The organism is Nocardiopsis halotolerans DSM 44410 (genome assembly GCF_000341065.1).
In the GTDB taxonomy this organism is placed as follows: domain Bacteria; phylum Actinomycetota; class Actinomycetes; order Streptosporangiales; family Streptosporangiaceae; genus Nocardiopsis; species Nocardiopsis halotolerans.
The window spans coordinates 1-7995 of sequence record NZ_ANAX01000155.1; the positions used below are offsets into that span (position 1 = coordinate 1).

Annotated in this window: 8 protein-coding genes and 2 pseudogenes; 7 read left to right on the forward strand and 3 right to left on the reverse strand. The window is 70.6% G+C overall.

Features of this window, described 5'->3' with window-relative positions; genetic code table 11:
• The 3 genes from D455_RS0111515 to D455_RS0111525 all read left to right on the forward strand — a co-directional run.
• Positions 1-456: ferritin-like fold-containing protein (locus D455_RS0111515; RefSeq protein ID WP_017570877.1), on the forward strand; the 456-nt coding region annotated here is incomplete at its 5' end.
• Between the two features lie 160 nt (positions 457-616).
• Positions 617-928, forward strand: coding sequence for a DUF6401 family natural product biosynthesis protein (locus tag D455_RS0111520; protein ID WP_017570878.1), 312 nt, complete (start codon positions 617-619; stop codon positions 926-928).
• A gap of 266 nt (positions 929-1194) precedes the next feature.
• Positions 1195-1437 (forward strand): hypothetical protein, encoded by a 243-nt coding sequence (locus D455_RS0111525; protein ID WP_017570879.1) that lies wholly within the window; start codon positions 1195-1197, stop codon positions 1435-1437.
• Positions 1438-1568: 131 nt separating this feature from the next.
• On the opposite strand, the pseudogene D455_RS30115 reads toward D455_RS0111525, so the two are convergent.
• The 3 genes and pseudogenes from D455_RS30115 to D455_RS0111545 form a co-directional block, all read right to left on the reverse strand.
• Positions 1569-2344 (reverse strand): annotated as a pseudogene (locus D455_RS30115) (mechanosensitive ion channel family protein).
• A 281-nt stretch (positions 2345-2625) separates the two neighbouring features.
• Entirely contained in the window at positions 2626-3264 is a 639-nt protein-coding gene (locus tag D455_RS0111535; RefSeq protein WP_026122538.1) for a TetR/AcrR family transcriptional regulator, read from the reverse strand.
• 253 nt (positions 3265-3517) lie between these two features.
• Positions 3518-3742: a hypothetical protein gene (locus D455_RS0111545; RefSeq protein WP_017570882.1), complete on the reverse strand. Its 225-nt coding sequence runs from the start codon at positions 3740-3742 to the stop codon at positions 3518-3520.
• A gap of 277 nt (positions 3743-4019) precedes the next feature.
• Between D455_RS0111545 and moeZ the strand changes: the two genes are divergently transcribed.
• From moeZ to D455_RS30120, 4 genes and pseudogenes are all read left to right on the forward strand, one after another.
• Entirely contained in the window at positions 4020-5183 is a 1164-nt protein-coding gene (moeZ, locus tag D455_RS0111550; RefSeq protein WP_017570883.1) for an adenylyltransferase/sulfurtransferase MoeZ, read from the forward strand.
• 158 nt (positions 5184-5341) lie between these two features.
• Positions 5342-5728, forward strand: coding sequence for an SPW repeat domain-containing protein (locus D455_RS0111555; protein WP_017570884.1), 387 nt, complete (start codon positions 5342-5344; stop codon positions 5726-5728).
• Positions 5729-5906: 178 nt separating this feature from the next.
• Positions 5907-6233 carry an MGMT family protein gene (locus D455_RS0111565; protein ID WP_017570886.1) on the forward strand — a complete coding sequence of 109 codons (327 nt, stop codon included), beginning with the start codon at positions 5907-5909 and terminating at the stop codon, positions 6231-6233.
• 85 nt (positions 6234-6318) lie between these two features.
• A pseudogene (locus D455_RS30120) lies at positions 6319-7995 on the forward strand (ATP-dependent helicase); the annotation flags it as partial.

Here is a 7995-nt window from a genome sequence, read left to right on the forward strand (position 1 = left end):
TTCGTGGGACCGCTGGACTCCTGGCACGGCAGGACCGAGCCGCAGAGCTGGCTGGAGAGCCTGGTCAAGACCTACGTCGGCGACGGCATCGCGGGTGACTTCTACCGCAAGGTCGCCGCGCTGGCCGACGAGGAGACGCGGAACCTGGTGGAGGGCGTGCTCGCCGAGACCGGCCGGGCCGAGTTCGTCTCCGCGACGGTGCGCGCCGCGGTGGAGGAGGACCCCAAGCTGGTCGGACGCCTGTCGCTGTGGGCCCGCCGACTGGTCGGCGAGGCGCTCAGCCAGGCGCAGTCGGTGGCGGTGTCCCGTCCCGAACTCGCCGCGCTCCTGGCCGCGGACCCCGAGCAGTCCTCGAAGGGCACGGGGCTCGGCGACCTCGCCGCGGTCAGCAGGATGTTCGCCTCGCTCACCGACCGGCACTCCGCCCGCCTGGAGGCCATGGGGCTGACCGCCTGATCCCCGGTTCCGGCGGCCGATCCCTTGCCCAGACTTGACCTGGTCCTGTTGCACCTTGGTCAAGCGCGGGTAATATCCAACACTTTCGTGACGATTCATTGGTCAGTGCCCGTAAAATCGGTGAAGCTTCCGTCTCCTGACCACGCGAGTAGGTACTTCCATGCCCAGTGGCACCTCCGTGCGCCATCCGCTGGCCGGACTCACCCGTGACTTCCACAGGATCGGCCCCCTCGGCGGTCCGATCGAGCCCTGGATGTGCTCTGAGCTGGACCAGCATGCCGCACAGGTGTGCGAAGGGATCACCTCCTCCGGAAGCGAGCTCAACGCCCGCACCCTCGGCACCTACCTCCACGGGTTCCTCGACGGCTGCCTCGAACAGGGTTGGGACTCCGAGGCGGTCGAGTACGACTGGGAGACCCTGCGCGTCCTCGCGATCTGCCGACTGGCCAAGGAGCGCGGTTTCGTCCGCTAGGTTTGTTGGCGTCCGCAGGTCGGTGCGGTCCACAACCCAAGCTCCTCGTGGCCACCAGCCCTGCCAGTTCTCCGGTGAAAACCCCTCACTGGGCGTACGCTGAAAAGTACCGGTGACTCCACGGAGGTCTTCACCGGTCCGGCGTGGTCGAACCAGGGCACTGCGGAATGCAACGTGGGATTCACGGCGTTATGTCGGTCCGCAAGCGGATCCACAGGCGCCGTAACTGGCGGAGCGGCCCGCGGAGCCGCGAGAAAGGAAGGCGAATGAGGAGCGGTCGGCATGGGGCGGCGCGCCCACCGGTCGGCGTCCTGATCCAACAGGACCGCGTCGACTTCGCGCTTTTCGCACTGATCTTCGTCGTCGCGCTGGTGTCGATGGTTTTCACCGGGCCGGGGAGCGTCGCCTTCTGGCTGGCCTTCCTCCCGATCATCGCCTCCGTCGTACTGACCTTCCGGCGGATCGAGCATCTCTCACGCCTGGAACTGCGCGACTCGGAATTCCTCTAGACGGTTTCCCGTCGTATCCCGTCACGGCCCCGTAGGGCGCTTCTGACGGGCTCGGGGGCACACCACGAGGGCGGGGCCGCACGGCCCCGCCCTCGTCCCGTGTCCGCGTCCTGACGCGGGGAGACCAACCGTCACGTGGCGGGCGGCTCGTCCCCCACGCCGCGCCGCGCGCTCTGGGAGGTGGCGCCCTCGCGCGGCTCCCTGCGCTCCCTGGCGGCGGGACGGTCCATGGCCGCCTGGCGTCCGGCGTTGTAGCTGGCCTCCTCGCTCATCCGGCTGGTCTCCTGCTCGGCCACGTCCAGCCAGCGGGACCAGCGCGACCGCATCGGCTCCCTCCTNGGATGCCGCCGATCGTGGCCAGCACGGTGATCAGCACCGGCAGGGTGACGCTCACGGCGACGCCCATCTGGTTCAGAGCCGCGATGACGCCCAGGCCCATGATGAACACGGCCGCCACGTTGGCCAGGACACGGCCGTAGGAGAGGCCGCCCAGCGCACCGGAGATGACGTCGCGGACCGCCTTGGCGATCATCGCGGTCACCACCACGATCACCAGCGCGACGATGCCGCGCGGGATCCACGAGATGACGTCGTTGAGCAACGTGCTGATCGGGTTCGCCCCGAAGACGCTGAACGCGAGAGTGAGCACGAACAGCAGTCCGACGTAGTAGACGATCTTTCCGCACAGCTCGCTGGCGCTCCACCGGCTGCGCTCGAAGTACTCCCCCAGACCCCCGCGGTGCAGCGCGCGGTCCAGTCCGACGCTGTGCAGCCCCTTGCCGACCGCCTTCCCCACGAACCAGGCGATGATCCAGCCCAGGACCAGAATCACCAGGAAGCCGATCAACAGCGGCACGAAACTCGCCACCGCCTGCCAGGCCGTCATCAGGCTCTGACCCACGTCCATAACGTCTTCACCCCCAAATCGCTTGCTCCGCCGGGGCTTCGAAGGGAAGAACCGGACGGATACGGCGAAGAGAAGTGCGTTACTTCTCATTCCGCCGATACCCGGAGGGCGGCAATTGAATCGCTTGTCCCGTGCATGCTGGGGGGATTACCTTTTTTTGGGTGATTCCTTGCCTGAATGTGGGAAGAAATACCGTTCGTGGTGCACGGAAAACGCCGAGGGCTCCCGTACGCTCACGGGAGCCCTCGGCGTGGGTCGGAACCGGCCGGTACCCGTCCGGACTAGCCCTGTTCCCCGGGGGCGCGCTGGAGGTCCCAGCCGCTGATCCCGCGCCAGGCCAGGCGGGCCACCAGCTGTTCCGCGGCGTCCTTGGGGACCGAACCGCGGCTGTTGAGCCAGTACCGGGCGCTCGTCTCGGCCATGCCGACCAGCCCGATGCTCAGCAGGTGCGCCTCCTCGTCGGAGATGCTGGTGTCCTGCCGGATCACCGCGCCGATCAGCTCGGCGCAGCGCTGGAAGGTCTCCTCGCTCTTCTCCCGCACGGCCGGGAGGTTGCGCAGGTCCGACTCGAACACCAGGCGGAAGGCCTCACCGTCGCCCGCGACGAAGTCGAAGTAGGCCTGGAAGCTCGCGGCCACGCGCTGGCGGTTGTCGTCCGTGCTCTGGAGGGCCTCGCGCTGCTTCTCGACCAGTGCCTCGGAGTGTTCTTCGAGCAGGGCCAGGTACAGCTCCAGCTTCCCTGGGAAGTGCTGGTAGAGCACCGGCTTGCTGACCCCGGCGCGGTCGGCGATCTCGTCCATCGCCGCGGCGTGGTACCCGCGTGCGACGAAGATCTCCTGAGCTGCGGCCAGGAGTTGGCGGCGGCGCCTGACCCGGGGCAAGCGGGTACCCCGGGCGCGGGCGTCTGAAGGAGCTGTCACACCCACCCTCCGAACTCGGCATGGCAGATGCACGCCATTACCGGACATCTGCGTGGCTAGTACTGCCGGAGACCGCCAGTGGCGTGCTCCACGGCTTTCTCCCTCATCTTACTCCGGCGTAAGTTCCCCGTGAGCAGGGGGAAACCCGCCGGAGTCCCGTGCGGGCGGGGCGTGGACCCCGACGAACACGTGGTCAGGGCGTGATCCGGGGTCCGGAGGAGAAAACGGAGAAAGAGGGTGGACCCCGCCGCGGTCACCGCCGTTCGTCGTCGTCGGTGCCCGCCTCGCGGGCCTGCTCCACCACGTCCGCCTCGGCGGCACGGTCGAAGCTCTCCCCGGACGGCTCCTCCCAGCCGTCCGCGCTTTCGTCGTCCCCCGCGGGCACGCGCTGTTCGACCGCGTCGGCCTCCGGAACCTCGGAGTCGGGCTCCTCTCCGGGGATCGGGCGCCGTCTCGGGGAACGGTTCTCCTGCGCCACAGGGTCCTCCCAACCTCGTCGCCGAACGTACAGCCGACCACTACCCGCCGCCCGGCACGGTACGCGCGGCCCCGGGGATGAACTCGCGGCCGGTGATGGTTACCGCTGACGGGACGGTTTCCCCGCGTGTGTTCCACGTCTCCCGGGGGTGGGAATGGAAAACCCCACCCGTTAGGTTGGGTATGAGTGCAAGTACGCTTCGCGTCCCGTCCCCTCGCCCGGTGGCCCCCGCGGTACGGGCGGTGTGAAGCAACCCGAACAGACATGAGGAGTCACCGTGTCGCTGCCGCCGCTGGTGGAACCAGCTGACGAGCTGACCGTGGACGAGGTGCGCCGGTATTCGCGTCACCTGATCATCCCCGACGTGGGCATGGACGGGCAGAAGCGCCTGAAGAACGCCAAGGTCCTGGTCGTCGGCGCGGGCGGCCTGGGCTCCCCGGCGCTGCTCTACCTGGCCGCCGCGGGTGTGGGCACGCTCGGCATCATCGACTTCGACGTCGTGGACGAGTCCAACCTCCAGCGCCAGATCATCCACGGACAGAGCGACGTCGACCGCCCCAAGGCCGAGTCCGCCCGGGACAGCATCAAGGAGGTGAACCCCAACACCCGCGTGATCCTGCACCAGGAGCGCCTGGAGTCGGACAACGCCCTGGAGATCTTCGCCGACTACGACCTGGTCCTGGACGGGACCGACAACTTCGCGACCCGCTACCTGGTCAACGACGCGTGCGTCATCCTGGACAAGCCGTACGTGTGGGGTTCCATCTACCGCTTCGACGGCCAGGTCAGCGTCTTCTGGAACGAGCACGGTCCCCAGTACCGCGACCTCTACCCCGAGCCCCCGCCGCCCGGCATGGTGCCGTCCTGCGCCGAGGGCGGCGTCCTGGGCGTGCTGTGCGCCTCCATCGGCTCGGTCATGGTGAACGAGGCCATCAAGCTGATCACCGGCATCGGTGACCCGCTGGTGGGCCGTCTGCTCATCTTCGACGCCCTGGAGATGACCTGGCGCGAGGTCAAGGTCCGCAAGGACCCCGACACCGAGCCGGTCACCGAGCTCATCGACTACGAGGCGTTCTGCGGCGCCGTGTCGGAGGAGGCCACCGAGGCCGCCGCCGGTTCCACGATCACCGCGGGCGAGCTCAAGGACCTGCTGGACAACAAGCCCGAGGAGGTCTTCCTCGTGGACGTCCGGGAGAAGAACGAGTACGAGATCGTCAGCATCCCGGGGGCCACGCTCATCCCCAAGGGCGAGTTCCTCAACGGCAAGGCGCTCGAACAGCTGCCGCAGGACCGGCGCATCGTCCTGCACTGCAAGTCGGGCGTCCGCTCGGCCGAGGCGCTGGCGGCGGTGCACGCGGCCGGGTTCTCCGACGCCGTCCACGTGGGCGGCGGCGTCCTGGCCTGGATCAACCAGGTCGACCCGAGCCTGCCCGTCTACTGACCGTCCACCGGCTCCGGCGGGGGCGGTGCGGGGGATCCCTCCCGCACCGCCCCCGTCCTTTCCGTCCCCCTTCCCCCGTGCCGTCCACGCCGAGAGTGGGTAGGGACCGGACAGGGAGGCCGTCGGCCGACGGCGGCCCGACGCTGGGAGGTGACCCCATGCGACGGAGGGGACGCTGGGCGGACTGGGTGGAGATCCTCGCCGGTCTGGCCCTGGTGGCGAGCTGGGTCTGGCACGGGATGCAGGGCCTCGGCGGAGGCGCGATGTTCGCTCTCGGGGTGGGCGTCGTCATGGCCGCCGTCATCTCCCTCACCCGCCCGGGCGCTCTGACGAGCGAGATGGGATCCCTCGTACTCGGTGCGCTGGTGTTCGCGCTGCCGTGGCTGCTGGACTTCACGGGCGTGACCGCCGCGGCCTGGACGGCGTGGATCCTCGGCGGGGCCGTGGTCCTGCTGGGGGTGTTCGGCCTGTCGAGGGCGGCCCGTGACCGCAGGCGCGACCCCGATCTCGCCTGGAGCTCGCACGTCAACGAGGTCTCCGCCTGATCCACGACCCGTGTCCGCGCGGCCGGACGCCGCTCTCTCCGAGGCCCCGCTGTTTCCGGGCGAGCGCCCCACCAAGCCGCTGGAAGCGGGCGACCGCCCTTCGGTGCTGTGGCGGTCCCCGGAGTCCGCCGCGTACGGAGGCGTCTCCCGTGTCGGAGGCCGCCGCTAGGCTGCGGGGGTGTTCGAGGACGAGGAGGGCGGGCCGAACGACTACGCCGAGGAGGTCCTGGCCGTGGTCGAGCGGATTCCGTCCGGACGGGTGATGGCCTACGGCGACATCGCCGAGTACGTCGGTAGGGGAGGGCCCCGCCAGGTCGGCTCGGTCATGTCCACGTGGGGCGGGGGAGTGCCCTGGTGGCGCGTGGTGCGCGCGGACGGCAGACCGCCCTCCTGCAACGAGGTCCGCGCGCTGTCCCACTACGCGGCGGAGGGCACACCCATGCGCCCCGGAAGCGATCGCGTGGACATGCGGCGGGCCCGCTGGGACGGGGGAGGCGAAGGCTGACGGACTCCGTGTGGCGGGGATGACGTGCGGGATGGTCGCCACCCTCTGGTGAACTGGGTGCGTGAACACATCTCCGTACCGTCTCGTGCGGCGCGCCCACCGGGTGCAGCCGCCGCCGGTGCTGGACGAGAACCAGCGGCGCGTGGTCGAGCACGAGGGCGGTCCCCTCCTGGTCCTGGCCGGACCCGGAACGGGCAAGACCACCACGATCGTCGAGGCCGTCGTCGACCGCATCGACCACCGAGGCACGGACCCCTCCCGCGTCCTGGTGCTCACCTTCAGCCGCAAGGCCGCCCAGGAGCTGCGCGAGCGCATCACCGCACGGCTGCGCCGCACCACCCGCGAACCGCTGGCCCTGACCTTCCACAGCTACGCCTACGCCCTGATCCGGCGCGAGTTCCAGCGCATGGGCGACCTGCCGCCGCGACTGCTCTCCGGCCCCGAACAGCTGATGGAGGTCCGCGAGCTCCTCCGGGGTGAGGCCCTGGACGGCGCAGCGGACTGGCCCGAGCGCCTGCGCCCCGCCCTGGAGACCCGCGGTTTCGCCGAGGAGCTGCGCGACTTCCTCATGCGCGCCCAGGAGCGCGGCATGGGACCGGCCGAACTGGAGGCGCTCGGCCGCGAGCGCGACCGCGACGACTGGGTGGCCGCGGCCGGGTTCCTGGACCGCTACACCGGCCGGTTCGACGTCGCACCCGTGCCCACGCTCAACTACGCCGAGCTGGTGCGGGTCGCCGCCAACCTGCTCTCCGACCCCGGGGTCCGCGAACGCGAGCGCGCCGCACACGAGGCCGTGTTCGTCGACGAGTACCAGGACACCGACCCCGCCCAGGAGGAACTCCTGCGCGCCCTGGCGGGGGACGGCCGCGACCTGGTCGCGGTCGGTGACCCCGACCAGTCCATCTACGCCTTCCGCGGCGCCGAGGTCCGGGGCATCCTCGACTTCCCGCGCCGCTTCCCGACCGCGCGGCGCACCGAGGCGCCCGTGGTCGCGCTGCGCACCTGCCGCCGCAGCGGACGGGCCCTGCTGTCGGCCTCACGCGGCCTGACCCGGCGCCTGCCCGCGGTCGCCTCCGCGCGCGGACACGTCAACGAGCACCGCGACCTGGCCCCCTCCGAGGGCCTTCCCGACGGAGAGGTCAGCGTGCTCCTGGCCGACAGCGCCACCCAGGAGGCCGCGGTCATCGCCGACACCCTGCGCCGCGCCCACCTGATGGACGGGGTCCCGTGGTCGGACATGGCCGTGCTGGTGCGCTCCTCCACCCGACAGCTGCCGGTACTGCGCCGTGCCCTGAGCGCGGCCTCGGTCCCGGTGGCGGGCGGNTGCCGGTGGCCGCCGAACCCCTCGTCCGCCCCATGCTCGCGCTGATCCGCTACGGCCTGTCCCCGGACGAACTGGACGACGACGCCGCGCGCGAACTCCTCACCAGCCCCTTCGGCGAGGCCGACACGGTGCGGCTGCGCAGGCTCGTCCGGGCGCTGCGCCGCCTGGACCTGGACCGCGCCCACGACGACGGAGCCCGGGAGGAGGGCGGCCAGAAGGAAGGCGGCGCCTACCGGCCCTCCTCCCAGCTGCTCGTGGACGCCCTGCGCGACCCGGCCGAGCTCACCCTCGTCGACCCCGAGATCGCCGCGCCCGCCACCCGTGTCGCCCAGGCGCTGCGGACCGTCCGCGACCTGAACGCCAAGGGGGCCGACGCCGAACAGGTCCTGTGGGAGCTGTGGCGCGACAGCGGCCTCGCCGACCGGCTGCTGCGCGCCA